General features: G+C 71.8%; 25 protein-coding genes. 19 read left to right on the forward strand and 6 right to left on the reverse strand.

Annotated elements, in window-relative coordinates:
* Positions 1-63 precede the first annotated feature (63 nt).
* Together OG246_RS23810 and OG246_RS23815 are read left to right on the forward strand one after the other, a co-directional pair.
* Positions 64-642, forward strand: a complete 579-nt coding sequence (locus OG246_RS23810; protein ID WP_266467137.1) for an XRE family transcriptional regulator — start codon at positions 64-66, stop codon at positions 640-642.
* Positions 629-1,366: a helical backbone metal receptor gene (locus tag OG246_RS23815; RefSeq protein ID WP_266467139.1), complete on the forward strand. Its 738-nt coding sequence runs from the start codon at positions 629-631 to the stop codon at positions 1,364-1,366. Before OG246_RS23810 ends, OG246_RS23815 begins: the two co-directional genes overlap by 14 nt.
* Here the strand turns inward: OG246_RS23815 and OG246_RS23820 are convergent.
* Positions 1,293-2,453: a TDT family transporter gene (locus OG246_RS23820; protein ID WP_266467143.1), complete on the reverse strand. Its 1,161-nt coding sequence runs from the start codon at positions 2,451-2,453 to the stop codon at positions 1,293-1,295. The two genes, OG246_RS23815 and OG246_RS23820, sit on opposite strands and share 74 nt — an antisense overlap.
* A gap of 70 nt (positions 2,454-2,523) precedes the next feature.
* On the opposite strand from OG246_RS23820, the gene OG246_RS23825 reads away from it, so the two are divergent.
* Positions 2,524-3,441: a LysR family transcriptional regulator gene (locus tag OG246_RS23825; RefSeq protein ID WP_266467145.1), complete on the forward strand. Its 918-nt coding sequence runs from the start codon at positions 2,524-2,526 to the stop codon at positions 3,439-3,441.
* Positions 3,442-3,710: 269 nt separating this feature from the next.
* On the forward strand, positions 3,711-4,673 hold the full coding sequence (locus OG246_RS23830; RefSeq protein WP_266467148.1) for a phosphotransferase family protein: 963 nt from the start codon (positions 3,711-3,713) through the stop codon (positions 4,671-4,673).
* Here the strand turns inward: OG246_RS23830 and OG246_RS23835 are convergent.
* Positions 4,642-5,322, reverse strand: coding sequence for a gamma-glutamyl-gamma-aminobutyrate hydrolase family protein (locus tag OG246_RS23835; protein ID WP_266467150.1), 681 nt, complete (start codon positions 5,320-5,322; stop codon positions 4,642-4,644). The two genes, OG246_RS23830 and OG246_RS23835, sit on opposite strands and share 32 nt — an antisense overlap.
* 49 nt (positions 5,323-5,371) lie before the next feature.
* Positions 5,372-6,139 (reverse strand): FadR/GntR family transcriptional regulator, encoded by a 768-nt coding sequence (locus OG246_RS23840; protein WP_266467153.1) that lies wholly within the window; start codon positions 6,137-6,139, stop codon positions 5,372-5,374.
* A 77-nt stretch (positions 6,140-6,216) separates the two neighbouring features.
* Here OG246_RS23840 and OG246_RS23845 point away from each other — a divergent pair, with 77 nt between their 5' ends.
* Genes OG246_RS23845 through OG246_RS23860 form a run of 4 tightly spaced genes read left to right on the forward strand, consistent with a single transcriptional unit; the run spans position 6,217 to position 10,686 of the window.
* The gene (locus OG246_RS23845) at positions 6,217-7,581 is read left to right on the forward strand and encodes a glutamine synthetase family protein (protein WP_266467156.1); all 1,365 of its coding nucleotides are present in this window, start codon (positions 6,217-6,219) and stop codon (positions 7,579-7,581) included.
* 8 nt (positions 7,582-7,589) lie between these two features.
* Positions 7,590-8,969 carry an aldehyde dehydrogenase gene (locus OG246_RS23850; protein ID WP_266467160.1) on the forward strand — a complete coding sequence of 460 codons (1,380 nt, stop codon included), beginning with the start codon at positions 7,590-7,592 and terminating at the stop codon, positions 8,967-8,969.
* On the forward strand, positions 8,966-9,757 hold the full coding sequence (locus OG246_RS23855) for a 3-oxoacyl-ACP reductase (protein ID WP_266467163.1): 792 nt from the start codon (positions 8,966-8,968) through the stop codon (positions 9,755-9,757). The genes OG246_RS23850 and OG246_RS23855 overlap by 4 nt, the downstream gene beginning before the upstream one ends.
* A gap of 20 nt (positions 9,758-9,777) precedes the next feature.
* Positions 9,778-10,686 (forward strand): DUF2510 domain-containing protein, encoded by a 909-nt coding sequence (locus tag OG246_RS23860; RefSeq protein WP_266467166.1) that lies wholly within the window; start codon positions 9,778-9,780, stop codon positions 10,684-10,686.
* 12 nt (positions 10,687-10,698) lie between these two features.
* On the opposite strand, the gene OG246_RS23865 is transcribed toward OG246_RS23860, so the two are convergent.
* Complete coding sequence (locus OG246_RS23865) at positions 10,699-11,901, reverse strand: amino acid deaminase/aldolase (protein ID WP_266467169.1); 1,203 nt, start codon at positions 11,899-11,901, stop codon at positions 10,699-10,701.
* 1,127 nt (positions 11,902-13,028) lie between these two features.
* On the opposite strand from OG246_RS23865, the gene OG246_RS23870 reads away from it, so the two are divergent.
* Both OG246_RS23870 and mycP read left to right on the forward strand, forming a co-directional pair.
* Entirely contained in the window at positions 13,029-14,039 is a 1,011-nt protein-coding gene (locus OG246_RS23870) for a hypothetical protein (protein WP_266467172.1), read from the forward strand.
* Entirely contained in the window at positions 14,036-15,229 is a 1,194-nt protein-coding gene (mycP, locus tag OG246_RS23875; RefSeq protein ID WP_266467177.1) for a type VII secretion-associated serine protease mycosin, read from the forward strand. Before OG246_RS23870 ends, mycP begins: the two co-directional genes overlap by 4 nt.
* Before the next feature lie 31 nt (positions 15,230-15,260).
* Here the strand turns inward: mycP and OG246_RS23880 are convergent, their stop codons facing one another.
* Positions 15,261-16,247, reverse strand: coding sequence for a serine hydrolase (locus OG246_RS23880; RefSeq protein WP_266467182.1), 987 nt, complete (start codon positions 16,245-16,247; stop codon positions 15,261-15,263).
* A gap of 149 nt (positions 16,248-16,396) precedes the next feature.
* Here OG246_RS23880 and OG246_RS23885 point away from each other — a divergent pair, with 149 nt between their 5' ends.
* Complete coding sequence (locus tag OG246_RS23885) at positions 16,397-17,128, forward strand: SseB family protein (protein WP_266467186.1); 732 nt, start codon at positions 16,397-16,399, stop codon at positions 17,126-17,128.
* A 6-nt stretch (positions 17,129-17,134) separates the two neighbouring features.
* On the opposite strand, the gene OG246_RS23890 is transcribed toward OG246_RS23885, so the two are convergent.
* Positions 17,135-17,491 (reverse strand): DUF1844 domain-containing protein, encoded by a 357-nt coding sequence (locus OG246_RS23890; protein ID WP_266467197.1) that lies wholly within the window; start codon positions 17,489-17,491, stop codon positions 17,135-17,137.
* Between the two features lie 369 nt (positions 17,492-17,860).
* Here OG246_RS23890 and infC point away from each other — a divergent pair, with 369 nt between their 5' ends.
* The 8 genes from infC (at position 17,861) to OG246_RS23930 (ending at position 26,946) form a co-directional block, all read left to right on the forward strand.
* A complete protein-coding gene (gene infC / locus OG246_RS23895; protein WP_266470847.1) occupies positions 17,861-18,562 on the forward strand; it encodes a translation initiation factor IF-3 in 702 nt (233 codons plus the stop codon).
* Between the two features lie 152 nt (positions 18,563-18,714).
* Positions 18,715-18,909, forward strand: a complete 195-nt coding sequence (gene rpmI / locus OG246_RS23900) for a 50S ribosomal protein L35 (protein WP_019065473.1) — start codon at positions 18,715-18,717, stop codon at positions 18,907-18,909.
* 110 nt (positions 18,910-19,019) lie between these two features.
* A complete protein-coding gene (gene rplT, locus OG246_RS23905) occupies positions 19,020-19,406 on the forward strand; it encodes a 50S ribosomal protein L20 (RefSeq protein ID WP_266467200.1) in 387 nt (128 codons plus the stop codon).
* Between the two features lie 155 nt (positions 19,407-19,561).
* Positions 19,562-20,419: an RNA methyltransferase gene (locus tag OG246_RS23910; protein ID WP_266467203.1), complete on the forward strand. Its 858-nt coding sequence runs from the start codon at positions 19,562-19,564 to the stop codon at positions 20,417-20,419.
* Positions 20,420-20,469: 50 nt separating this feature from the next.
* A complete protein-coding gene (locus tag OG246_RS23915; protein ID WP_266467207.1) occupies positions 20,470-21,693 on the forward strand; it encodes an ATP-binding protein in 1,224 nt (407 codons plus the stop codon).
* A 146-nt stretch (positions 21,694-21,839) separates the two neighbouring features.
* Positions 21,840-22,964, forward strand: a complete 1,125-nt coding sequence (gene pheS / locus OG246_RS23920; protein WP_266467211.1) for a phenylalanine--tRNA ligase subunit alpha — start codon at positions 21,840-21,842, stop codon at positions 22,962-22,964.
* Complete coding sequence (gene pheT, locus OG246_RS23925) at positions 22,964-25,477, forward strand: phenylalanine--tRNA ligase subunit beta (protein ID WP_266467214.1); 2,514 nt, start codon at positions 22,964-22,966, stop codon at positions 25,475-25,477. The genes pheS and pheT overlap by 1 nt, the downstream gene beginning before the upstream one ends.
* Positions 25,478-25,950: 473 nt before the next feature.
* Positions 25,951-26,946 (forward strand): PP2C family protein-serine/threonine phosphatase, encoded by a 996-nt coding sequence (locus tag OG246_RS23930; protein ID WP_266470849.1) that lies wholly within the window; start codon positions 25,951-25,953, stop codon positions 26,944-26,946.
* The last annotated feature ends 3 nt before the right edge of the window (positions 26,947-26,949 follow it).

A 26,949-nucleotide genomic window follows, 5' to 3' on the forward strand; every position in this document is an offset into this window, starting at 1 on the left:
AGTGGCCCGAAGCAGTAGCCGTAGTAGCGGCGGACCGACGATTCAAGGGAGGGAGCCGGAGCGATGGGCGACCACAAAGAACAGCCCCTTCGGGTGGGCGCGGCAGTACGGCGGCGCCGCCGTGCACTGGATCTCACCCTCGCCGTCGTGGCCGAGCGCAGCGGCCTGTCGGTCCCCTTTCTCAGCCAGGTCGAGAACGAGCGGGCCCGGCCCAGCAAGAGCTCCCTGGAGAGGGTCGCCGACGCGCTCGGCACCACCGCCGTCGAGCTGCTCGCCGCGGCCGACCCGGCGTGCAGCGTCGACGTCGTGCGCGCCGACAGCGCCGAGTACGCCCCCGAGGCGCGAGTGCGCCCCCTGGTGCGCGGTCACCACCAGCTGCACGCCACCGAGTTCACCGGCGACCACGACGAGGGGCGCGAACTCCAGCTCCGCAACGACAAGTTGATGTACGTCGTCGACGGCGCCGTCGAGGTCGAGGCGGAGGGCCGCGCCCATCGCCTCGGGCGCGGCGACACGATGTATCTGACGGGCGGCGTGCGGCACCGGTGGCGGGCGACCGTGCCGGACACCCGGGTGATCGTGGTCGAGGTCGCCGACCACATCGACGCGGTGGAGGACCGCCACAACGTTGGCAGGCGCTGACGCCCCTCGCGTGGTGTCGCTGGTGCCCTCGCTCACCGAGGCCGTGGCCCTCTCCCTGCCCGGAGCCCTGGTCGGCGCCACGGACTGGTGCAGCCATCCGGCGGACCTCGACGTCGTCCGGATCGGCGGCACCAAGAACCCCGACGTCGAGGGCATCGTGCGGCTCGCCCCCGACCTGGTCGTCGCCAACGAGGAGGAGAACCGCGCCCCCGACCTGACCGCCCTGCGCGCGGCGGGCATCGAGGTCCTGGTCACCGAGGTACGGGACGTGCCGGGGGCCTTCCGCGAACTGGAGCGGGTGCTGCGGGCGTGCGGGGCTTCGGCCCGGCCGCGCTGGCTGGACGAGGCGGAGGAGGCGTGGGCGGAGCCGGTGGTTCCCGACCGTCGTACGACCGCGATCGTGCCCATCTGGCGGCGGCCCTGGATGGTGCTCGGCCGGGACACCTTCGCCGGGGACGTACTGGCCCGACTGGGCGTCGACAACCTGTACGCGCACCACGAGGACCGCTATCCGCGCATCCCGCTGCCCGAGCTCAGGGCAGCGGGCCCCGACCTCGTGGTCCTGCCCGACGAGCCGTACCGCTTCACCGCCGAGGACGGACCCGAGGCGTTCGAGGGAGTGCCCTGCGCGCTCGTCGACGGACGTCTGCTCACCTGGTACGGGCCCTCGTTGGCGCAGGCGCCGCGGCTGCTGGCCGAGGCGCTGCGAGCAGCTCGCCGCTGACCAGGCCGCGGGCGGTGCGGACGGCGGCCACCGACCAGGCGGCCACGAGCAGGACGTACAGCGCGATGGCGAGCCCGTCGAAGGCGACGAGGCCGGTGTGCCGGGCCAGCCCCTCCGCGCCGGTGACACAGGTCCCCACCGGGAAGGTGAACGCCCACCACGTCATCGAGAAGCCCATGCCCCGGCGGCGGGCGCGCAGCACCATCGCGGTGGCGAGGGCGAGCCAGAGCAGCGCGAAGCCCATAACGGGGACGCCGTAGAGGACGGCGAGAGTGCCGAAACCCTGGTCGTACGGTGCGGGCACCACGCCGGGCGCGAAGTCCGCGAACTTGCCGACCGCGGTCGTGGACTGCCCCAGCGGGCCCAGCAGGAGGAACAGGGCCGGAGTGAGGGCGAGCGGGAGCGGGCCGCCGGTGACGAGCCTGGCGAAGATCATCGGCAGCATCAGCGAGGTGGCCAGCAGGCTCAGCCCGAACATCGCGAAGCAGCCGAGGAGCAGCGTCTCCTGCGCCTGCCCTGCCGGGAGATGGGGGACGAGCAGGGGGCCGAGGGCCGCGGACACCATCGGGGCCACGACGGGGAGCAGCCATACCGGGCTCGCCTGACCGGGCTCGATACGGTGCCGGACCACCATGAGGTACGGGACGGCCACCGCGCAGGTGAGACCGACGACCGTACCGGCGCTGAACAGGACGGCGTCCAGCGCGACGGCCGCCTCCGTGCCGATCCAGTCCTGGCCCACGACCAGGGCGCCGCCGCCCACGGCAAGGAGGGCCATCGACAGGCAGCCGTAGAACGGGGCCGTCGCCGGGTCGAGGAGGCCGGCGCGGGCCTGGTCGCTGTGGTGCGTCCAGTGCAGGGTCCGGGCGGCGAGCAGGACCACGAGCATTGCGAGCGACAGCGCCCAGACGGCGGCGCACAGGGTCCGCAGGCCCGGCACGGCACCGGGGAGTCCGGCGCCCGCCGTGGCCACGATCGCGGTGCCCATCACCGAGGCGTACCAGTTCGGGCCGAGGTGCCGGAGGGTGGTGGCGCGTGGGGTTCCGGCCTTGGGGAACGGCGTGACGTGCTGGACTGCGGTGACCATGTGTCCACCGTCCCGCCGCTGTGCGATCCCCACCAGGGAGCACCGTTCTATGAGGGCATAAGCTGGGTTTATGAGTGGCAGTGCTGAGGAGCGGACGGGAATCGCGCACCGGGTGCCGGACCTGGGGGCGATGGAGTTGTTGCTCGGGGTGGCCCGGCTGGGGAGTCTCGGGCGGGCCGCGCGCGAACTGGGAATCACACAGCCCGCGGCCAGCGGCCGGATCCGCTCGATGGAACGCCAACTCGGCGTGGCCCTCGTCGACCGCTCACCGCGCGGGTCTCGCCTCACGGACGCGGGGGCGCTCGTCACGGACTGGGCGCGGCGGGTGGTGGAGGCGGCCGAGGCGTTCGATGCGGGGGCGCAGGCGCTGCGGGACCGTCGTGACTCGCGGCTGCGGGTCGCGGCGAGCATGACGATCGCCGAGTACCTCCTGCCGGGGTGGCTCATCGCGCTCCGCGCGCAGCGGCCGGACACGGCGGTGTCCCTTCTCGCCGGGAACTCGGCGGCCGTCGCCGAACGCCTTCTCGCCGGCGAGGCCGACGTCGGCTTCGTCGAGGGGCTGTCCGTGCCGGCCGGCCTCGACTCCGCGGTCATCGCCCATGACCGGCTGATCGTGGTGACGGCGCCGAGTCATCCGTGGGCGCGTCGTCGGTCGCCTCTGTCCGCAGCGGAGTTGGCGTCCACGCCGCTCATCCTCCGTGAGGAGGGGTCGGGCACCCGGCAGGTCCTCGACACGGCCCTCGGCGGCCTTGCCCGGCCGCTCATCGAGCTGTCCTCCACGACGGCGGTCAAGGCCTCGGTCGTCAGCGGTGCGGGGCCTGCGGTCCTCAGCGAACTGGCCCTCGGCGAGGAGCTCTCCGCTCACCGGCTGGTGAGCATTCCGCTGTCCGACGTCCAACTGCGGCGGTCCCTGCGGGCGGTGTGGCCTACGGGGCATCGGCCTACGGGGCCGGCGCGGGATCTGTTGTCGCTTACGCGGGGGGTGTGAGGGGGGTGGTTTTTCGCCCCCTCCGCCCCTACCCATTCCCGTCACTTGGGGGCTCCGCCCCCAAACCCCCGCTCCTCAAACGCCGGAGGGGCTGAATCTTTCCCCGGCCGGGGCTAGAGATCTTTTAGCCCGTCCGGCGTTTGAGGACGAGGCCGTTCAGGCCGATAGCGGGGGTCTGGGGGCGGCAGCCCCCAGGTACGGGACGGGTAGGGGCGGAGGGGCGAAAAACCGCTGGCGCAACCCGATTCGCCCCCCGCACCATGCGGGACATGACCCCGACCGCCCCGCCCGCCGCAGGCGTCCGCACCCCGTGGGGAGACCTACCCCACCCCGTCCGCGAGGCAGTCGCGCAGGTGCTCGGCGCCAAGGTGACCAAGGCCGTCACCCAGCACGGCGGCTTCTCACCCGGCGTAGCCGCCCGCGTCACCACGGCGAACGGCCACCGCGCGTTCGTGAAGGCGGTCAGCGCCGACACGAACCCCCACAGCCCCGCACTCCACCGCAGGGAGGCGAGAAACGCCGCCGCGCTGCCACCCGGCACCCCCGCCCCCCGCCTCCTCGGGAGCTACGACGACGGCACCTGGGTAGCCCTGGTCTTCGAGGACGTGGAGGGACGCCAGCCACACGTCCCTTGGCGTGAGCCCGAGTTGAGGCTGGTCCTCGACGCAGTGGGCGAGCTGAGCCGCAGCCTCACCCCGTCACCGGTGGACGCACCACCGGTGACGGAAGCGATGGCGGACTCCTTCCGCGGCTGGCAGCACATGACCGACGAGGGCGACACCGGCGAAGGCCTCGACCCGTGGACCGCGGGCCATCTGCGCGAGCTGGCCGAACTCTCCGCCCCCTGGGGCGACTTCGCCGCGGGCGACACCCTCGCGCACAGCGATCTCCGCGCGGACAACCTGCTCCTCACGGAAGACCGGCGCGTGGTCTTCGTCGACTGGCCGCACGCCATGAGGGCCGCGCCCTGGTTCGACCTGCTGGTGATGCTGCCGTGCGTCCGTGCCCAGGGCGGCCCGGACCCGGAGGAGTTGTTCACCGCCCACCCGCTGGGCAGGGACGCCGACCCGGCCGGCGTCACGGCCACCCTTGCGGGCCTCGCCGGCTTCTTCGTCCAGCACTCCCGGCAGCCGCCGCCCCCGGGCCTGCCGACCCTGCGCCCCTTCCAGCGCGCCCAGGGCGACGCGGCCCTGGAATGGCTCAGGAAGCGGCTTGGACCAACGCCCGCATGACCCGCAGGTCCTCACCCATCTCCGGATGCCACTGCACGCCCAACACCCAGGCGGGCCCGGGAAGTTCGATGGCCTCCACCGTGCCGTCCAGGGCGTGTGCCGAGGGCAGCAGGCCGGCGCCGAGACGGTCCACCGCCTGGTGGTGATAGGTCGGTACGGCGGTCGGTTCCGGCGCGACACCGGCGTACAGACTCCCGGGCACCGGGGTCACGTCATGGCGCCCGAACACCCCGATGTCCTTCACATGCCCGTCGAGGTGCTGGACGAGCGTGCCGCCGAGGGCGACGTTCAGGAGCTGCATGCCCCGGCAGATGCCGAGGAGCGGGGTGCCGGAGGCCAACGCGGCATGGATCAGGGCGAGTTCCCAGGCGTCGCGCTCCGGCGCGGGCGGCCCGGTGCGCGGGGAGCGCTCGGCGGCGTAGCGCGCGGGATCGACGTCCGGCCCGCCCGCGACGACCACCGCGTCGAGGCGGGCGACGGCCTCCGACGCGTACGCCGGATCGTCCGGCGGCAGCATCACGGCGAGCCCGCCGGCCTGCTGCACGAGCCGCGGATAGCCGACCGGCAGCAACGCCGCCTCCAGCTCCCAGACGCCCCAGCGCGCCTTGGACTCCAGATAGGTACTCACACCGATCAACGGCCTGTCCACGCCGCCTCCTTCGAGCTCAATGGAACGTCCCGATACCTTTCCCGCGGCCTCACGTCAGGAACCCCCGCAGCAGCGCCGCCGTCCCCGCGCAGTGCTCCCGCATCATCTCCCGCGCCCCGTCCGCGTCCCCGTCGAGCACCGCCTCGACCAGCGCGATGTGCTGCCGCTGGGAGTGCTCCAGGTTGCGTACGAGGAGCGGGATGCAGTCGAGGAGGTCGTTCACGGAGGCGCGTACGGCCGCGTACTGGGCGGTGAGCGAGGGGGAGCCGCACAGTTCGGCGAGGGTGAGGTGGAGCATGGTGTCCAGGCGGCGGTAGTCGGCCAGCGGAGCGTCGTGCGTGCGGGCGAGCGCCTCGCGCAGCCGGTCGGCCTGCTCGTCGTCGAGGCCGTGGGCCGCGCACAGGCCCGCCGCACCCACCTCGAGGACCTCACGGAAGCGCAGTACGTCCTCGATGTCGACCTCGGCGAACCGACGCCGCAGCTCGTGCTCGCCGGGCGCGTCGGCCCTCGGCAGCACGAACGTGCCGCCGTACCGGCCGCGCCGCGACTCCACCAGACCCTGGTCCTGCAGCACCTTCAACACCTCGCGCAGCGTCACCCGGCTGATCCCGAGCCGCTCCGCCAACTCCCGCTCGGCGGGCAGCCGTTCGCCGCCCGGCACCAGACCGAGCCGGACCACCTGGAGGATCTGCTCCAGCGCCTCCTCGAAACCGTTGCCCGCCCGCACCGGCCGCAGCACCGGCGTGAGCCGGTCGTCCAGGCCCGCCGGACCGCCGCCCACGCCGCCCGGAGCGCCCTCAGGACCCGCCTGCGTCATCTGGTCGTGCCCCCTTCCCAAGCAATGGTTCTCAGCAATACCTTATGACTCTCGGCTGACCCAAGGAGGCTTTTCCGGTGGCAGACCGCACACCCCCGCTCACCGTCGAGGAGTTGCACGCCCTCGTCGCGGGCGGCGAGATCGACACCGTCGTCCTGGCCTTCCCCGACATGCAGGGCCGGCTCCAGGGCAAGCGGTTCGCCGCGCGCTTCTTCCTCGACGAGGTCCTCGAACACGGTACGGAGGGCTGCAACTACCTCCTCGCCGTCGACACCGAGATGAACACGGTCGACGGGTACGAGATGTCCTCCTGGGAGCGGGGATACGGCGACTTCGCCATGCACCCCGACCTGAGCACGCTGCGCCGGGTGCCCTGGAACGAGGGTACGGCCCTGCTCATCGCCGACCTCGCCTGGAACGACGGCTCCCCGGTGGTGGCCGCGCCCCGCCAGATCCTGCGCCGCCAGCTCGACCGCCTCGCCGAGCTCGGCCTCACCGCACAGGTCGGCACGGAACTCGAGTTCATCGTCTTCAAGGACACCTACGAGCAGGCCTGGGACGCCCACTACCGGGACCTCACGCCAGCGAACCAGTACAACATCGACTACTCGGTACTGGGGACGGGACGGATCGAGCCGCTCCTGCGCCGCATCCGCAACGACATGCAGGCCGCGGGCCTCGTCGTCGAGTCCGCCAAGGGCGAGTGCAACCCCGGCCAGCACGAGATCGCCTTCAAGTACGACGAGGCCCTCGTGACCTGCGACCAGCACGCCATCTACAAGACCGGCGCCAAGGAGATTGCCTCCCAGGAGGGCGTCTCGCTCACCTTCATGGCGAAGTACAACGAGCGCGAGGGCAACTCCTGCCACATCCACCTCTCGCTCGCCGACAAGGACGGCAGCAACGTCATGGCCGGGGACGGCCCCGGGGGCATGTCGGAGATCATGCGGCACTTCCTCGCCGGGCAGCTCGCCGCGCTCCGCGACTTCTCGCTCCTCTACGCCCCGAACATCAACTCCTACAAGCGGTTCCAGCCGGGCTCCTTCGCCCCGACCGCCGTCGCCTGGGGCTATGACAACCGCACCTGCGCCCTCCGCGTCGTCGGCCACGGCCGCTCGATGCGCTTCGAGAACCGGCTCCCCGGCGGTGACGTCAACCCGCACCTGGCCGTCGCCGGACTCGTCGCGGCCGGTCTGTACGGGATCGAGCAGAAGCTGGAGCTGCCTGAGGCGTGCGCGGGCAACGCGTACACCGCCGGGTACGAGCACGTCCCGACCACCCTGCGCGAGGCCGCCGAGCTCTGGGAGAACAGCCCCGTCGCCCGGGCCGCCTTCGGCGACGAGGTGGTCGCGCACTACCGCAACATGGCGCGCGTCGAGCTGAACGCCTTCGACGCCGCGGTGACCGACTGGGAGCTGCGCCGCTCCTTCGAACGTCTGTGAGGCCGAAGTTGTCGCACCTGTACGAACTGGACGTCCTCAACCCGGCGACCGAGGAGGTCATCGCCACCGTCCCGGGCGCCGGCCCGGAGGACGTCGACGCCGCCGTCGTACGGGCGGGAAAGGCGCAGGCCAGGTGGGCCGCCCTCGCACCCGGGGAGCGCGCCCGGCTGCTGCGGCGCTTCGCCGTCGTTGTCGACGAACACCTGGAAGAACTCGCCCGGTTGGAGGTCCGCGAGGCCGGACACGTGATCGGCAACGCCCGCTGGGAAGTGGGCAACGTCCGTGATCTGCTCGACTACGCGGCCGGGGGAGTGGAGCGCCTCACCGGCCGCCAGATCCCCGTCCACGGCGGCCTGGACATCACGATCCTCGAACCGCTCGGCGTCGTCGGGATCATCGCCCCCTGGAACTTCCCCCTGCCGATCGCCGCGTGGGGCACCGCTCCGGCGCTCGCGGCCGGGAACGCGGTCATCCTCAAGCCGGCCGAGACGACACCACTCACCGCCCTGCGCCTGGCCGAACTCGCCCTGGAGGCCGGTCTTCCCGAGGACCTCTTCCAGGTGCTCCCGGGTGCGGGTCCCGTCGCGGGCAACGCGCTCGTCGAGCACCCCGGCGTCGCGAAGATCGTCTTCACCGGCTCGACGGCCGTCGGCAAACAGGTGTTGGCGAAGGGCTCGGCCCTCCTCAAGCGCGTCACCCTCGAACTCGGCGGCAAGAGCCCGAACATCGTCTTCGCCGACGCCGACATCGAGGCCGCCGCCGCTGCGGCTCCCATGGCCTTCCTCGACAACTCCGGCCAGGACTGCTGCGCCCGCACCCGCATCCTCGTCCAGCGCTCCGCGTACGACCGCTTCCTCGAACTCCTCGCCCCCGCCGTCGAGTCCGTCGTCGTCGGCGACCCTTCCGACGAGCGGACCCAGATGGGCCCGCTGATCTCCAGGGTCCAGCTGGAACGCGTGCGTTCGTACGTCGCCGCCGACGCGCCAGGTATCCACGGCAAGGCCCCCGAGGGCCCGGGCTTCTGGTTCCCGCCCACCGTCCTCACCGACGTCGAGCCCCACGCGCGCGTGGCCGTCGAGGAGGTCTTCGGCCCGGTCGCCGTCGTCCTGCCCTTCGAGGACGAGGCGGACGCGATCCGGCTCGCCAACGCCACCGAGTACGGCCTTTCCGGCTCCATCTGGACCCGTGACGTGGGCCGCGCCCTGCGCGTCTCGGGGGCCGTCCGCGCCGGGAACCTGTCCGTCAACTCCCATTCCAGCGTCCGCTACTGGACCCCCTTCGGCGGCTTCAAGCAGTCGGGGATCGGCCGCGAGCTCGGCCCGGACGCCCTCACCGCCTTCACCGAAACCAAGAACGTCTTCATCAGTACGGAGGGCCCCGCACAGTGACCGCATCGACCCCGGACATCATCTGCCGCCGCCTCGTCGGCCGTACCGCCGTCATCACCGGCGCCGGCAGCGGCATCGGCCTGGCCACCGCGCGCCGGCTCGCCTCCGAGGGTGCCCATGTCGTCTGCGGCGACATCGACGAGACGGGCGGCAAGGCGGCCGCCGAGGAGGTCGGCGGGATCTTCGTCAAGGTCGACGTCACCGACCCCGAGCAGGTCGAGGCGCTCTTCAAAACGGCGTACGACACCTACGGCTCCGTCGACATCGCCTTCAACAACGCGGGCATCTCACCGCCCGACGACGACTCCATCCTGGACACCGGCCTGGAGGCCTGGAAGCGCGTCCAGGACGTCAACCTGACCTCCGTCTACCTGTGCTGCAAGGCCGCGATCCCGTACATGCGGCGCCAGGGCAAGGGCTCCATCATCAACACGGCGTCCTTCGTGGCTCGGATGGGCGCGGCGACCTCGCAGATCTCGTACACGGCCTCCAAGGGCGGTGTGCTGGCCATGTCCCGTGAACTGGGCGTGCAGTTCGCGAGGGAGGGCATCCGGGTCAACGCCCTGTGCCCCGGACCGGTCAACACCCCGCTGCTGCGCGAGCTGTTCGCCAAGGACCCCGAGCGGGCCGCACGCCGCCTCGTGCACATCCCCGTCGGCCGGTTCGCGGAGGCGGACGAGATCGCCGCGGCGGTCGCCTTCCTCGCCAGCGACGACTCCTCGTTCGTCAACGCCAGCGACTTCCTGGTGGACGGCGGAATCTCGGGCGCGTACGTCACGCCGCTGTAGCGGGGTTCTAGAGTGCCGGGATGAACAGCACGCCTCCGCCCGGCTGGTACCGCGACCCGTCGTACCCGCACGTCGAGCGCTGGTGGGACGGGACCGCGTGGACCGACCACCGGCGCGAGCCCGAGATACCCCAACAGCCCTCGGCGCGGCCGGAGTTCCCACAAGCGAACTCCGGCCGCGCCAAGGCCGTCGCCCTCGTCGTCGCCGGAGCCGTCCTGGTCACCTCGATCGTCACCGGCGCCGTGATCCTCGCCCGGAGCGACGACACCGTCGACGCGGCGGTGAACACCACGCCGACCACCCCGGCCCCCTCGGTGACCACCTCCGAGCCACCGTCCGACGAACCGGACGCCGACGATCCGGCGGTCGTCGTGGACGAACTCAACGGCATCACGCTCCCGTTGCCCGACGGCTGGGCGAGACCGGAGAACGTCGTCGAGGACGATGTCGTGATGACGACTCCGGGCACGTACGACTGCCCCGGCGACCCCGGTCTGTGCCGCCGCGGCCGGGTCGTCTCGCGCACGGTCACCGGGAACGACGAGAAGTCCCCGGAGGTCCTCGCCAAGCAGGACATCGAGGACGCGGCGGACAGCGCGTACGACCGTGACCTCGTCAACCGGCGCCCCTACAACGGCATCGACTCGCATCAGCAGGTGAAGGCGGGCCCGGTCGCCGTCGCCGGGCGTGCCGGGTACCTCGTGCGCTGGCTGGTCAAGACCGAGGCGGGGCCCGGGGGTTACGTCCAGTCGCTGGCGTTTCCGTCCAGCACGGGTTCCCAGGCGCTGGTCATCGTCCGGTTCGCCTTCGACGCGGGCGAGGACGGGCCGCCACTTTCCGACATGGAGAGGATCACCAAGGGGATCCGGCCGGTGGGCGACGCGGACACCGGTGGGGGTGTGGGCAGCAGCATCGGCGCGTCCCAGTAGGCGCCGCGGGCGTCAGAGGAAGGTGTGCCCCTCCCCGCGGTACGTCGGGACGGCCGCCGTCACCGAGTCGCCGGCCACCAGATGGAGCGTGTCGAACCGCTCGCACAGCTCCCCGGCCTTGGCGTGCCGGAACCACACCTTGTCGCCGATGAGCAGATCGTCCGCGGGGGCGCCGATCAGCGGGGTCTGCACCTCGCCCGGACCCTCCTGGGGGTCGTACTTCAGCCCTTCCGGGAGGTAGGGCACGGGCAGCCGGTCGGGACCCGGGGCGCCCGACGCCGGATAGCCGCCGCCCAGCACCGTCACGATCCCGACGCCCGGCCGGCGGACGACGGGCTGGGCGAACAGCGCGGCCGGACGCCCGCTGAACGAGGTGTAGTTGTCGAAGAGCCGCGGCACGTACAGTCCCGACCCCGCGGCGATCTCCGTGACCGCGTCCTCGGCCGCCGTGTGCTGCACGCTGCCGGTGCCGCCGCCGTTCACGAACTCCAGGTCCGGCTCCACGGCCCGTACGGCCCGGACGACTTCGGCGCGCCGCTGGACGAGCTCCTTGCGGGCGGTGGCCTGCATCAGGCGGACGGCACGCGAACGGAAGGGCCGCCCGTCGACCGCGTCCCCGACACCGGCGATGTGACCTTCGTACGCCATGATCCCCACGAGCTTGAACCCGGGCCGCCGGGTCACCGCGCGGGCCATCTCGGCGAGTTGGGCGGGGGAGCGGAGCGGTGAGCGCAGGGCGCCGACCCGGACCCGCCCGCCGAGCAACTGGAGGGAGGTGTCCAACTCCAGGCAGACGCGCACGACTTCGGTGCCGCCCTGGCGTGCCTCGTCGATGAAGTGGAGCTGGGCCGGGTCGTCGACCATCACGGTCACGGCGGCGGCGAGCTTGGGGTCGGAGGCCAGCTCGGCGAAGCCCTTGGTGTCGGCGGACGGGTAGGCGAGCAGGATGTCGTCGAAGCCGGAGCGGGCCAGCCAGATCGACTCGGCGAGGGTGAAGGACATGATTCCGGCGAAGCCGTCCCGGGCCAGAACGCGTTCGAGCAGGGCGCGGCAGCGGACGGATTTGCTGGCGACACGGACCGGCTTGCCGCCGGCCCTGCGGACGAGATCGTCCGCGTTCGCGTCGAAGGCCTCCAGATCCACGATCGCGACAGGGGCGTCGAGGTGAGTGGTGGCCCGGTCGTAGCGGGCCCGGTCTGCGGCGCGGGCAGTCATGACCGAAGCCTGCCAGACAGGATTACCGCAGGGTAGGGGGACGATCCGGGCAGATGCCCCGGGCCTGCGGACTGGTTCCCGCCAAGCCTGCGTCAACCCGTAGAGTGACGCGCACGCAGGGAGGAACGACCTTGCCCGGGCGGGGTGCGCCCGGGGTGACGGCCCCCCGGCGCGGGTATGCGTGCCCGTGGCGGGCGACCCGAACGGACGCCCTCCCCGCCCGCGACAGCTGCAAGGTCCCGGAAGAGCTCCGAGGCGAGCCGACGGCCCGGGTACGAGGAAACGGGGGGTGCATGAGCACGGAAGCGCGCCGCGCCTCAATTCCCCCACGCCCACCGGCCCCACCCCGCCCGGCAACCCCGCCCCACCCGAACCAGCCACCTTCCCCGGACGACTCGCAAACCCCGCCCCAGCCACCGAGGCCGGGCCATGTGCCGCCCCCGGCTCAGGCGCCGGCGGCCGGACAGCTGCCGTCGCCGGATCAGTCGTCGTCTTCGGACTGGCTGCGAACTCCGGCCCAGTCTTCGTCCCAGGGACGGCATTCGACGCCGGATCAGTTTTCGACGCCGGGACGGCCGTCGTCGCCCCAGCCCTCGTCGCCGAGCAGGCCCTCGTCCGCCCAGCCCTCGTCGGGCCGCCCCTCCATGCCGGAACGGGACCCTGCGCCGGGCGCGGTTCCTCCGTCAGGCGGGACCGCCGAGACCGGCGAGGCCCTGCCGCCGTCCCGTACTCAGAGCCCGGTATCGGGACGGCCCCCGATGCCCGGGCGCCGTCCCGTGCCCCCGCGGCCGGGCGAAGCCCCGTCGCGGCCGTCCAGCCCGCAGGTGCCTCCGGCGGGCGGCGTCTCGTCGGCTCGGCCGCCCCGACCGATGGGCCCGCCCCCGGCGGGGAACGGCGTCGGGTCGGCCCCGCCCCAGCGCGGATCACAGCCCCGAGAGGGCGACCACGGCCCCCGGTCGTCGGGCGCCGGGCGCGCTCCCCGCGTACCGTCGCCGCCCCGCTCGTTCGACTTCTTCGATTTCTCCAACGATGCGGAGGCGCAGACTCCGGACGCGACGCGTGCCCCGGCACAGTCGCCCGGTGAGGCCCCGCGCCGCGAGGAGGAGACCCCGCGCTTCCCCGGCCCGGTGCCCCCGCCCCCGCCGGCGGCCTCCGCACGGTTCCCCGACGCGCCCCCGGCGCCCGGCGACCGGCGTACCACCGTGCCCGCGGAGAGCGCCGCGGAGACGACCAGGCGGCTGCGGCCCATCCCGGCCGAGGCACCCGCACCGCCCCCGGCCCCCGCACCCCCGTCGGAAACCCCTGGCGTGGAGCGCCCGTTCGTGTCCTTCGGCCGGCCGGAGACGTACGACGACTCCGTGCGCGTACGCCGCCGCAGCGGACGCACCCGGCCCAGGACCCTGGCAGCCGCGGCCTGCGTCGTGCTGGGGCTCGGCCTCATCGGCGGCGCGGTGACCGGGAGTTGGCTGACCGGGGACAGCTCGGCCGGCACCGACGCGCGGAGCGAGTTCGCGGCGGCCGGGGAGCTCTGGCACAGCGTGCCCGTGGACCAGCTCTTCCCGCCCACCGTGCAGGGCGAGGGCGCGGGACCCGGCGGCGCCGACCGCACCTGGACACGGGTGGCCGTCGCCCCGGACACCGGCTGCGCGAACGCCTTCGACCCCCTCCTGCGCAAGGCCCTCGCACCGGTGGGCTGCCTGCGGCTGCTGCGCGCCACGTACACGGACGCGACCCGGAGCCTTGTCACCACCGTCGGCCTGCTGTTCACCAAGGCGGACGCCACAGCGATGACCTCCCTCAAGGCCCGCTTCCAGAAAGAGGGCCTGGACCGCCGCACCGACCTGATGCCCCGCCCGTACGCCGCCGAGGGCACCGTCGCGGCCGGCTTCGGCGACGAGCAGCGCGCCTCCTGGACGGTGTCGGTCCTCACCGACGCCCCCGTCGTCGTCTACGCCGTCTCCGGCTTCGCCGACGGCCGTGCCGTCACCGACCCGCAGCCCGCCCAGGACGCCATGAAGTCCGGCGCGACCACGGCCCCGGCGCAGGCCGGCCTCGGCCACGACGCCCAGGGCCTCGCCGACCGCGTCGAGCGCGGCTTCCGCAAGACCGTCACCTCGGCCACGGAGAAGCCGTCATGACCCGCAGGACCGTCATGACCCGCAGGACCGGCGTCCTGAGCGTCCTGCTGGCAGCCTCCCTCGCCCTGATCCCCTCCACCGCCGCGCACGCCGACGGCATACGCGCCCAGCAGTGGGCCCTCGACGCCATGCACACCCAGGAGGCCTGGCGGACCACCAAGGGTGCGGGGATCACGGTCGCCGTCCTCGACACCGGCGTCGACGACCAGCACCCGGACCTGGAGGGCAACGTCCTCACCGGCAAGGACATGGTCGGCTTCGGAGCGACCCGCGGCGACCGGGCGTGGGCCCGGCACGGGACCGCCATGGCGGGGATCATCGCCGGCCACGGACACGGCTACGAAGACGCCGACGGCGTCATGGGCATAGCCCCCGAGGCCAAGATCCTCCCCGTCCGGGTCATCCTCGAAGACGGCGACTCCTCCCGTACGAAGGCCCGCAACACCCGCGGCAACGCCCTCGCCGAGGGCATCCGCTGGGCCGCCGACCACGGCGCCGACGTCATCAACCTCTCCCTGGGCGACGACTCGGCGTCCGCCCACCCCGAACCCGCCGAGGACGAAGCCGTCCAGTACGCCCTGAAGAAGGGCGCCGTAGTCGTCGCCTCGGCCGGCAACGGCGGCGAGAAGGGCGACCACATCTCCTACCCGGCGGCCTACCCGGGCGTGATCGCCGCGACCGCCGTCGACGACAACGGCACCCGCGCCTCGTTCTCCACCCGCCGCTGGTACGCCACCGTCAGCGCCCCCGGCGTCGACGTCGTCATCGCGGACCCGGACGAGCAGTACTACGAAGGCTGGGGCACGAGCGCCGCCTCCGCGTTCGTCTCCGGCGCGGTCGCCCTCATCAAGGCGGCCCACCCGGGCCTGTCCCCGGCCCAGATCAAGCAGCTCCTGGAGGACACGGCCCGCAACTCTCCCACCGGCGGCCGCGACGACTCCCGCGGCTACGGCTTCGTCGACCCCGCAGCGGCCATCAAAGAGGGCGGCAAGATCGAGCCCGAGGGGCTGCAGGCGGCGTACGGCCAGGAGTACTTCGGATCGGGCCCGGACACCCCCGAGGACGACACGGACACCGTCGGCTGGGCGGGCCCGCTCGCCGGCGGCCTCGGCGTGGTCCTGCTGGCCGCGGCGGTCGTCCTGTGGCGGGGCCGCAGGGGCCCACGCGAACACGAACACGACGGCTTCTGACAAGCCGCCGTACGAACTACCGCCGTACGAACTAGTCGGTGGCCGTGGCCGCGGCTGTGACCTTGTCGGCGGTCGTGTCCTGGAAGGCCGAAACCGCCGCCTTCGCCGCCCCCTCGACCAGCGTGATCCCCGTCGTCTTGGTCGTGGTGCCCTTCGACAGCACGGCGATCAGGTAGTCGTGGCCGTCGACGGTGACCCGCCCGATGCTGTTGATGTCCCACAGCCCGGTCGTGCTGCGCGGCAGCCACCCGTTCTTCAGGGCCCACTCGGAACCGTCCGCCGCGGCCGACACACCCCATTGCTGATCGACGGCTATCTCACTCATGAGCCCCTGAAGGTACGTCCGCGAGGTCTCGCTGAGCTTCGAGTCGTCCCCGAACACCTGCTGCAACAGGGTCAGTTGATCGGCCGCCGTGGTCTGCGTCAGCCCCCACAGCTCGCCGTCGCCGCCCGCCGTCTCCGTCAGCCCGAAGCTCTTGTTCGCGGTGTCGAGGCCGTCCGACTGCCCGATCGCGTTCCACAGGGCGGTCGCGGCCGTGTTGTCGCTGTTCTCGATCATCAGGGTGGCGTTCGCCTTCTGCGACGCCGTCAACTCCCGGTCCCCGTCCTGCGCCTGGAGCAGCAGCGTGGCCAGGATGTCGACCTTGACGATGCTCGCCGTGTCGAAGGCCCCCTCGCCGTACGAGGCGCTCTCGTCGGAGTCGACGTCGAGGACCGCCACCGACATCTTGGCGCCGTCCTGGACCGTGACGGACTTCATCGCCTCGGCGAGCAGCGCGTCGCGGTCGATCGCTGGCGCTGTGACGGGTTCCACCGTTGCCTCCTCGCTGACGCTCGGCGACGCCGAGGGCGCAGAGGACGACGCTACGAGGTCCGGGCCGTCGTCCGCCTGGGCCTTCACATATACGGCCCCGGCCGCCGTACCGCACACGAGGACGACGGAGGCCACCGCGGCGTACACGAGGGGCCTGCGCCCGGACGGGCGGGCACGGCGTCGGCTTGCTCTGTGACGGTCCATCCCGCGATGCTGGGCGCCCGGCCTGTGTCCGTGGTTAGACGCTTGTGAAATGTGCGTCATGGATGGATGAGAATCCCATGAGTCCCGTCAAGTCAAGGTTTCCGGGGCCGCACAAGCCCAGCAGCATCCCCCCGATAGGGTCGGGGACCGTGGCGAACAAGAACATTCCAGACTCCGGCTTCTCCGACGACGACGGCTCCGCCGATCCCCGGCTGAGCGCGGCGCTCACCGCCTGGGCCGAGGACCGCACCGCGGTCGGGCCGGTCCTGGAGGCGCTCAAGGGCGCCCGGCTGCTCGTGCCCGTCGTCGCCGTCCTCGGTGAGGTCGAGGAGGACGCGAACGGGCTGCGCCACGAGAAGACCAGCGACATGGCCGTGCCGACCCTGAAGGCCGGCAACCGCACCGCACTGCCCGCCTTCACGTCCACCGAGTCACTGGCCCGCTGGGATCCCGAGGCCCGCCCCGTCGCCGTACCCCTGCACCAGGCCCTGCAGGCCGCCGCGCACGAGAAGGCCGACACCGTCGTCCTCGACCTGGCGGGTCCGGTGCCGTACGAACTGACAGGACCCGCGCTGCTCGCGCTCGCCGAAGGGCGTACGAACACGGATCCCCTCGCCGACCCGGCCGTGACCGGAGCCGTACGCGCGGCCGTCGCCGCCGAGTCCGTCGTGCTCAGCGCACATCTCGGCCCGGGGCAGGCGGACGGCACGCTGGCCCTCGTACTGGACCCGTCCGCGGTCCCGGCCGAGGCCGCCCGCGCGATCGCCGAACGGCTGGCGGCCGACGAGACACTCAGGGCCCGCCTGGTGCGCGGCCTCGACCTGGCAATCCTGCCGGCCGGGGCGACGCCGCCCGGCGAGCCCTTCTACGTACGACGGTAAGAGGGGTCAGCCGTAGACCGGGCCCGTGTACTTCTCGCCGGGGCCCTGGCCCGGCTCGTCGGGGACGATCGACGCCTCGCGGAACGCCAGCTGGAGCGACTTGAGGCCGTCGCGCAGCGGGGCCGCGTGGAAGGAGCTGATCTCGGTCGTGCTCGCGTCGAGCAGGCCGGCCAGCGCGTGCACCAGCTTGCGGGCCTCGTCGAGGTCCTTGTGCTTGTCTCCCTCCTCGGTCAGACCGAGCTTCACTGCGGCGGCGCTCATCAGGTTGACGGCGACGGTTACGATCACCTCGACCGCGGGGACCTCGGCGATGTCGCGGGTCATGGCGTCGTAGTCGGGCGTCTGGGGAGGGGTGTCACTCATGCCCCACACGATAGGTGCCTGGCGGATACCGTCCCCAATGGGCCTCGGTTAGCCCTTCCCGGTCCAAGCTGCTAACCTTGTGTAACGACCGGTCGGACGCGCCAAGAAACATGTAGCGTGCTCGGCCCACAAGTGGAGGCTCCGATCTCCCACCTGACTGTCCTCCGGGACGGCGGGTCACCCGGTCAGGCGGTCACCATCGTTCCGTACGGACGATGGAGTCGCCCGAAGTGCGCCCCGCGGATCACCGCGGCGGTGCTCCGGTAATCCATGGAGCCCCGCCTGTGTCCCGTCCGGGGCATTTTTCATGCCCCGCGTCGGTTGGTCCAAATGTCATCAGAGACATACACGGCTGTCCGCCAGACCGCCGTGTGGTGCTACCGAGGAGGATCCATCAGCACCGAGCCCCGCATCAACGACCGGATTCGCGTTCCCGAGGTGCGACTTGTCGGTCCCAGCGGCGAGCAGGTCGGGATTGTTCCGCTTGCCAAGGCCCTGGAGCTTGCGCAGGAGTACGACCTCGACCTGGTCGAGGTGGCGGCGAGCGCTCGTCCGCCCGTCTGCAAGCTCATGGACTACGGGAAGTTCAAGTACGAGTCGGCCATGAAGGCCCGTGAGGCGCGCAAGAACCAGGCGCACACGGTCATCAAGGAAATGAAGCTCCGGCCGAAGATCGACCCGCACGACTACGACACCAAAAAGGGTCACGTCGTCCGGTTCCTTAAGCAGGGCGACAAGGTCAAGATCACGATCATGTTCCGTGGTCGCGAGCAGTCCCGGCCGGAACTCGGCTACCGACTGCTGCAGCGTCTGGCAACGGACGTCGAGGACCTCGGGTTCATCGAGTCGAACCCGAAGCAGGACGGCCGAAACATGATCATGGTTCTCGGTCCGCACAAGAAGAAGACCGAGGCGATGGCCGAGGCCCGCGAGGCCCAGGCGGCTCGCAAGGCGGAAGCGAAGGCCAACCCGGGCAAGTCGCAGAACCACACCGGCGACGACATCCCCGAGGTGGACGACGTCGACGCCGAGACAGCCGAGGCTCCGGCCGAGGCTTCCGCCGAGGTCTAGATCCCAGGGCGAAGGCCCGGGGAGCCCAGGACGAGAGTCCGGGGCGTCCAGGGACACCAGTCCAGGGATGTCAACCGATACATATGACGTTCCACCGTGCCCGGTTTCACGACCGGGCACCGGAACGCCACTGACGAGGAGAGAACGGCGCTATGCCGAAGAACAAGTCGCACAGCGGTGCCAGCAAGCGCTTCAAGATCACCGGCTCCGGCAAGGTGCTCCGTGAGCGCGCCGGCAAGCGCCACCTGCTCGAGCACAAGTCGTCCCGAGTGACGCGTCGCCTCACCGGCAACGCCGAGATGGCCCCGGGCGACGCCAAGAAGATCAAGAAGCTTCTCGGCAAGTGACGTACCGGCGCCTGATCATTCGATCGCCGCGCGCCGTACGCCAGGACCGGGACCCCATCGATTTCGGGCCGTGTGAGTCCAACCACGGCCCCGCTACAAGGAGTTAACAAGTGGCACGCGTCAAGCGGGCAGTCAACGCCCACAAGAAGCGCCGGGCGATCCTCGAGGCCGCCAAGGGCTACCGCGGTCAGCGTTCGCGCCTGTACCGCAAGGCCAAGGAGCAGGTCACCCACTCCCTGGTCTACAACTACAACGACCGCAAGAAGCGCAAGGGCGACTTCCGTCGGCTGTGGATCCAGCGCATCAACGCCGCTGCCCGCGCCAACGGCATCACCTACAACCGCTTCATCCAGGGTCTGAACGCGGCCAACATCGAGGTCGACCGCAAGATCCTCGCGGAGCTGGCCGTCAACGACGCCAACGCGTTCGCCGCGCTCGTCGAGGTCGCCCAGAAGGCGCTGCCGTCGGACGTCAACGCGCCCAAGGCTGCCGCCTGAGCCGTGCGTCAAGCCGGTCAACCGGACCCGTAGGCCCCCGGCCTACGGGTCCGGTTGCGTCTGTCGCCGTACGTTGTCCTCCGTCTGCCGGTGGTGGTGGGTTGCTCGCGCAGTTCCCCGCGCCCCTGAGGTCCCCCTCCCCAAAGGTGAGTCGCATGGTTGCCGCCCCTGAACTGATCTCCCCCAAGTCGCCCCGCGTCTCCGCCGCCCGGCGGCTCGGCAGGCGGAACTTCCGCGGCAAGGAGCAGCTGTTCCTCGCGGAGGGGCCGCAGGCCGTGCGGGAGGCGGCGGCGCACCGCCCCGGCGGGACCGCCACCCTCGTCGAGCTGTTCGCGACGGTCGAGGCAGGGGAGCGGTACGCCGACATCGTCGGGGACGCCCTGGACGCCGGCGCACGGGTGCACTTCGCCGCCGAGGACGTGATCGCCGACATCTCGACGACCGTCACACCGCAGGGCCTTGTCGGCATCTGCCGCTTCCTGGACACCCCCTTCGAGGAGATCCTCGGGGCGCGGCCCAAGCTCGTCGCCGTACTCGCGCATGTACGCGACCCCGGGAACGCCGGCACCGTGCTGCGGTGCGCCGATGCCGCGGGTGCCGAGGCCGTCGTACTCACCGACGCGTCCGTGGATCTCTACAACCCCAAGGCCGTACGGGCCTCGGTGGGCTCCTTGTTCCATCTGCCCGTCGCCGTCGGTGTGCCCGTCGAGCGGGCCGTGCAGGGGCTCAAGGACGCCGGTGTGCGGATCCTGGCCGCGGACGGCGCCGGGGAGGACGACCTCGACGACGAGCTGGACAAGGGGACGATGGGCGGGCCGACCGCCTGGGTGTTCGGGAACGAGGCGTGGGGGCTTCCGGAGGAGACGCGCGCGCTGGCGGATGCCGTCGTGCGCGTACCCATCCACGGAAAGGCCGAAAGCTTGAACCTCGCCACCGCCGCAGCCGTATGTCTCTACGCGTCCGCGCGTGCACAGCGCGCCTCCGGAGGGTGCCGTTCCGTCACCCAGAGCTAGTAGGGTGACCTGCTCGGGGCCCACTGCCGGACGAGAGGTGGGGTACGGGGATGAGTGTCGGCACGAGCGGTGCGCAGAAGGCGCCGCGAGCACGGGACGTGCGCGGTACGCCCGCGTCCCGGCGCGGTGACGCCGCCGAACTCGGAGCCGACCGGGAAGCCGAACCGGGAGCCGAACTGGCAGCAGGCCCCGGAGCCGGTCTCGGCATCGACCCCGACGACCTCCCCGACGGACTGGTCGTGGCCGACGAGCGCGGCCGCGTGATCTGCTTCAACGCCGCCGCCGCCCGCATCGCGGCCGTGTCCGCCGCCGACGCCCTCGGACGCCCGCTGGAGTGGGCCCTCCCGTTGGAGGATCTGGAGGGCCGCAGGTGGTGGCAGCTGACCGACCCGTACGGCGGTCTCGCCATCCGTGTCGGACAGCCCGAGCGGAATCTGCTGCTTCCCGGCGGGCGCGAGGTGCTCGTCTCCGCGAGGTACGTGCGCACGCACCCCACCGGGCCCATCCGCCGTGTCGTCGTCTCCCTGCGGGACACCGAGGCCCGCCGCCGCACCGAGCGCAGCCACGCCGAGCTGATCGCCACCGTCGCCCATGAACTGCGCTCGCCGCTCACCTCCGTCAAGGGCTTCACGGCCACCCTGCTGGCCAAGTGGGAACGCTTCACCGACGACCAGAAGAAGCTCATGCTGGAGACCGTCGACGCCGACGCCGACCGGGTCACCCGGCTCATCGCCGAGCTGCTCGACATCTCACGGATCGACTCCGGCCGGCTCGAAGTGCGCCGCCAGCCCGTCGACATGGGCGCCGCCGTCGGCCGCCACATCCAGGCCTACGTCGCCTCCGGCCAGTCGGCAGACCGATTCCTGGTGCGCATCGAGCATCCGCTGCCCGCCCTGTGGGCCGACCCTGACAAGGTCGACCAGGTGCTCAGCAACCTGATCGAAAATGCGGTGCGCCACGGCGAGGGAACCGTCACCATCGAGGTCACGCCCTCGGCGTCCCCGCGCGAGCGGGAGGACCGGGAAGAGGCGGCGAACGCCGCGACGTCGGTCACCGTGAGCGACGAGGGCACCGGCATCCCGGAGGAGTCCATGAACCGCGTCTTCACCCGCTTCTGGCGGGGCAGCAAGCGCGGCGGGACGGGCCTCGGGCTCTACATCGTCAAGGGCATCGTCGAGGCCCACGGCGGCACCATCACGGTCGGCCGCGCCCCCGGCGGCGGCGCCGAGTTCCGATTTACGTTGCCCGTGGGCACCCCGGCGTATCTGCTCTGACGCCGAAGAGGCCCCACGGGCGCATTCACCCACCTCACCCCCGTTAGACTCGGCCTTTGGCACCTTTGCGTCCCCGTTTCAGGGACAAGGCGTCCCCCGAGTCGGGACGGGGACCATCCGCCAGCCAACCGGAAGCACGGGAAGAGATGTCGGCACCGAATAAGTCGTACGACCCAGTAGAGGTCGAGGCCTTGAAACCGGAAGAGATCGAGCGCATGCGGGACGAGGCGCTCGCCGCCTTCGCGGCCGCCGGTGACCTCGACGCGCTCCAGGAGGCCAAGGTCGCCCACACCGGCGGCACCTCCCCGCTGGCCCTCGCCAACCGCGAGATCGGCGCCCTGCCCCCGCACGCCAAGGCCGCCGCCGGCAAGCTCGTCGGCCAGGCCCGCGGCGCGGTGAACAAGGCCCTCGCCACCCGCCAGGCCGAGCTGGAGGCCGACCGCGACGCCCGTGTGCTGGTCGAGGAGGCGGTGGACGTCACACTGCCGTACGACCGCGTACCGGCCGGCGCCCGGCACCCGCTGACCACGCTTTCGGAGCGCATCGAGGACGTCTTCGTGGCCATGGGCTACGAGGTCGCCGAGGGCCCCGAGGTCGAGGCCGAGTGGTTCAACTTCGACGCCCTGAACATCGGCCCGGACCACCCGGCGCGCGGTATGCAGGACACCTTCTTCGTGCAGGGCCCCAAGGGCCACGAAGAGGAGTCGAACATCGTCCTGCGGACCCACACCTCGCCGGTGCAGATCCGCTCGATGCTCGACCGCGAGCCGCCCGTCTACGTGATCTGCCCGGGCCGCGTCTACCGCTCCGACGAGCTGGACGCCACGCACACCCCCGTCTTCATGCAGGTCGAGCTCCTCGCCATCGACGAGGGCCTGACCATGGCCGACCTCAAGGGCACCCTCGACCACATGGTCCAGGCGCTCTTCGGATCGGACATGAAGACCCGGCTGCGCCCGAACTTCTTCCCGTTCACCGAGCCGTCCGCCGAGATGGACATGGTGTGCTACGTCTGCCGCGGCGAGTCCGTCGGCAACCCCGACCGGCCCTGCCGCACCTGCTCCTCCGAGGGCTGGATCGAGCTCGGCGGCTGCGGGATGGTCAACCCCCGCGTGCTGGTCGCCGCGGGCGTCGACCCCGAGAAGTACAGCGGATTCGCCTTCGGGTTCGGCATCGAACGGATGCTGATGTTCCGCCACAACGTCGATGACATGCGAGACATGGTCGAGGGTGACGTCCGGTTCACCCGGCCGTTCGGGATGGAGATCTGATGCGGGTCCCGCTTTCTTGGCTGCGGGAGTACGTCGACCTGCCGGCGACGGAGACCGGGCGCGACGTCCAGGCCAAGCTCATTTCGGCAGGCCTCGAGGTCGAGACCGTCGAGCAGCTCGGCGCGGGCCTCAAGGGCCCCCTCGTCGTCGGCCAGGTACTGACCATCGAGGAGCTGGAGGGCTTCAAGAAGCCCATCCGCTTCTGCACCGTCGACGTCGGCCAGGCCAACGGCACGGGTGAGCCGCAGGAGATCGTCTGCGGCGCCCGCAACTTCGCCGTCGGCGACAAGGTCGTCGTGGTCCTCCCGGGCGCGGTGCTGCCCGGCGACTTCGCGATCGCCGCGCGCAAGACGTACGGCAAGACCTCGCACGGCATGATCTGCTCCGGCGAAGAGCTGGGCATGGGCGACGACGGTTCGCACGGCATCATCGTGCTGCCGCCCGAGCACGAGGTCGGCACCGACGCCATCGAGCTCCTTGAGCTCGTCGACGAGGTCCTCGACATCGCCGTCACCGCCAACCGCGGCGACTGCCTGTCGATGCGCGGCATCGCCCGCGAGATGGCCATCGCGTACGGGCTGCCGCTGCGCGACCCGGCGCTCCTGGACGTCCCCGCCCCGAACGCGTTCGGCTACCCGGTACAGGTCTCCGAGCCGACCGGCTGCGACCGCTTCACGGCGCGCACCGTCACGGGCCTCTCCAACGAGGCGCGCTCCCCGATCTGGCTGCAGCGCAGGCTGCAGAAGGCCGGGATGCGCCCCATCTCGCTCGCCGTCGACGTCACGAACTACGTGATGCTGGAGGTCGGCCAGCCCCTGCACGCGTACGACCGCTCCCTCATCCAGGGCACGATCGGCGTACGCCGGGCGGAGCAGGGCGAGAAGCTCACCACGCTCGACGGCGCGAAGCGTGTCCTCGACGCCGAGGACCTGGTGATCACCGACGACCGCGGTCCCATCGGTCTCGCGGGCGTGATGGGAGGCGCCAACACGGAGATCGCCGACCATGACGACGCCGAGCGTGCCACCAACGATGTCGTGATCGAGGCCGCGCACTTCGACCCGGTCTCCATCGCCCGCACCGCCCGCCGTCACAAGCTGGGCTCCGAGGCGTCCAAGCGCTTCGAGCGCGGCGTCGACCCCGAGGCCGCGTCCGCCGCCGCCCAGCGCACCGTCGACCTCCTGGTCCTCCTCGCGGGCGGCACCGCCGACGCGGGAGTCACCGAGGTCATCGCCCCGTCCGCGCCGCACACCATCACCACTCCGGCGAACCACCCGGACAAGGTGGCCGGTGTCGACTACGGCCGCGAGACCGTCGTACGCCGTCTCCAGCAGGTCGGCTGCGACGTCTACGGGCAGGACGAGCTGATCGTCACCGTGCCGTCCTGGCGGCCCGACCTCGCGGCGCCGAACGACCTCGCGGAGGAGGTCATCCGTCTCGAGGGCTACGAGAACCTGCCCTCCACGCTGCCCAGGCCCCCCGCGGGCCGCGGCCTGACCGAGCGCCAGCGGCTGCACCGCCGTGTCGGCCGTGCCCTGGCCGGGGCCGGTTATGTCGAGGCGCTGAGCTACCCGTTCGTCAGCGAGGGCGTCTTCGACCAGCTCGGCCTTGCGGCGGACGACCCGAACCGCCGGGTGGTCAAGTTGGTCAACCCGCTCTCCGATGAGGAGCCCGCGCTGCGTACGTCGCTGCTGCCGGGGCTGCTCGGTGCGCTGCGCCGCAACGACGGCCGGGGCTCGCACGACCTCGCGCTGTTCGAGACCGGCCTGGTCTTCCACCCGCGTGAGGAACAGCGTGTCGCCGTGCGGCTGCCCGTCGACCGCCGTCCCACCGACGAGGAGATCGCGGCGCTGACCGCCGTCCTTCCCGTCCAGCCCCGGCACGTGGGTGTGGTGCTCGCCGGTGCCCGTGAGCAGGCCGGCTGGTGGGGCAAGGGCCGCCCGGCCGACTGGGCCGACGCGGTCCAGGCTGCGCGGACCGTCGCCGGTGAGGCGGGCGTCGAACTGATCGTCCGCCAGGGCCAGTACGGACCCTGGCACCCGGGCCGCTGCGCCGAGCTCGCCGTGCTGATCGACGGGGAGGAGCAGATCGTCGGGCACGCGGGCGAGCTGCACCCGCGTGTGCTGAAGGCGCTGAACCTGCCCGCACGCACCAGCGCGATGGAGCTCAACCTCGACCGCCTGGAGCAGGCCGGCACCGGTGCCCTGCAGGCCCCGCGGATCTCCGGATTCCCGGTCGCCACGCAGGACGTCGCCCTGGTCGTCGACGAGTCGGTCCACCACGCGGACGTCGAGGCGGCGCTGCGCGAGGGCGCGGGTCAACTCCTCGAGTCCATCCGGCTGTTCGACGTCTACGAGAACAGCGAGCAGCTCGGCGAGGGCAAGAAGTCCCTGGCGTACGCGCTGCGGTTCCGTGCCGCCGATCGCACGCTGACCGTCGACGAGGCCTCCGAGGCTCGCGACGCGGCGGTGGCCCTCGCGGGTGAGCGGACCGGGGCGGTGTTGCGGAGCTAGCTCCGCCGGGCCCATCAGTACCGGGGAACTGCGCGTCTTCTGTCGGCCGCGGCACGTACGTGGCTGATCGCGCAGTTCCCCGCGCCCCTTTCAGGGGCGCTTTTCCCCTGCGCTCACCTGCATAAATGCATGTGTCCGAAGACTCCTCACTCATTCGGGTGACAAGTCCGGGCGATCTGGCCCGATCGGGGCATGCGGTCGACAGAATCGGACCGGCCTCGCGGAGGCCGTCTGCGCTGTCAGGGCCTATTGGGGGGCCAATCGGCATGATCCGTATCAAGGCTGGTGGGGCACCCTGCAGGGCAACGCCCCGTACGCATGCGCGGGTGCTGGCCCGGGCGGTGCGCGGAGCAAGAGGGCGGCCGGTGCGGAGGCGTGGCCTCCGGATCGGTCTGGGCCGGGCGGTCCGGCGGGCCGACCGGAAGCCGCTGCGGCGGGCGCTGAGCCTGGGGCTGCCCACCGTCTGGGGCGCGATGGCGATCACGTACAAGCTGGCCTGTCCGCTCGCGCAGCAGAACGGGTTCGGTGCCCGGATGGCCACCTGCGCCGTCTTCTTCGCGGTCGGTACGGGGCTGATACTCCACGTCAGGAAGGCGCTGCTGCGGGAGCTCCGGCAGATCCGGGAGGTCGCGGGCGCCGCCCAGAGCGTGCTGCTGCGGCCGCTGCCCCCGCGGATCGACGGGCTGAACGTCGCCGCGGCACAGCTCTCCGCGGACCGCGGCGCGAGCGTCGGCGGTGATCTGTACGAGGTGATCGCCACCGAGCACGGTGTACGGGTTGTCATGGGCGACGTCCGCGGGCACGGTATCGGCGCCATCGGAACCGTCGCCGCCGTCCTCGGCAGCTTTCGTGAGGCCGTGCACGACGAGCCCGAACTCGGCTGCGTCCTGAGGAGACTTGAGCGGGCGCTGGCCCGGCATCTGCGTGAGCGGGCCCGTGCCGAGCACCCCTCGTCCGGCCTGGACCCAGACAGCCCGGTCGCCGAGGAGTTCGTCACCCTGCTGCTCCTGGAGATCCGCCGCGACGGCGAGGTGTACGCCCTGAACTGCGGTCATCCGTGGCCGTATCTGCTGCGCAGCCATGTCGAGCCTGCCGGTGTGCGCGGTCATGTGGTGCGGCTGGCGTTCGGTGAACCCCTGCCCCCGCTCGGGCCGTTCCCGCTCCCGGCCGAACTTCCCGTCGTGCGCTGCGGTCAACTGCTGCCGGGCGAGGGGCTCTTCCTGCACACCGACGGAGTCGAGGACGCGCGCGACGCACAGGGCCGCTTCTTCCCGCTGCCGGCGGCGCTCACCGACGCCGTCCAAGCCCAGCCGGTCTCGCCCCAGTCGGTCCTGAACTCGGTGTTCTCCCAGGTCCTGAGCCACACGGGCGGGATGCCGGCGGACGACATAGCGCTGCTGGTACTGCGCAACGACCGCAAACGGTTACCCGCGCAGCTGTCCCACCCGGTGGCCCATCAAGTGACGTGAGCG

Source organism: Streptomyces sp. NBC_00620 (assembly GCF_026341825.1).
GTDB lineage: Bacteria > Actinomycetota > Actinomycetes > Streptomycetales > Streptomycetaceae > Streptomyces.